The organism is Mangrovimonas futianensis (genome assembly GCF_021245805.1).
In the GTDB taxonomy this organism is placed as follows: Bacteria; Bacteroidota; Bacteroidia; order Flavobacteriales; family Flavobacteriaceae; genus Mangrovimonas; species Mangrovimonas futianensis.
The window spans coordinates 1-413 of the sequence record NZ_JAJJNF010000039.1 but is presented as its reverse complement, the minus strand read 5'-3'; the positions used below and the strand labels follow the sequence as shown (position 1 = coordinate 413).

Sequence of the window (413 nt, the reverse complement as noted above, 5' to 3'; positions counted from 1 at the left end):
TTTGTGATGAGCCCAACTCTGAAGACGGTATCAATACGTTTGATTTAAACGAGGTGGCATTACAAATACAGAATAACAACAACATCAGTTTCCCTATTTCTTTCTACAGCTCATATGATGATGCCCTATTAGAAGAAAATGCCCTTGAAGCCTCATACACCAATTCAATTCCCTACTTTCAGGTTATTTATGCACGCGCAGAAAACAATAATGCATGCTACGGGATTGCCGAAGTGACCTTACGGGTGCACGAACTTCCTAACCTGCAAAGCGACGTTGAGGTTTTCTATTGCCTAAATGATTCACCGGAGTCCATTACACTGAATGCCGGCATTTTTGATGGAAGCACCAATAATACCTTTGAATGGTCTACTGGGGAAACAACCCCAGATATCGAGGTAAACACCGTGGGA

The 413-nt window shown here is 42.4% G+C and carries 1 protein-coding gene; it reads left to right on the top strand.

Annotation, left to right across the window (positions count from 1 at the left end; genetic code table 11):
- Positions 1-413: FIDD domain-containing protein (locus LOK78_RS16920; RefSeq protein ID WP_502243837.1), on the top strand; the 413-nt coding region annotated here is incomplete at both ends.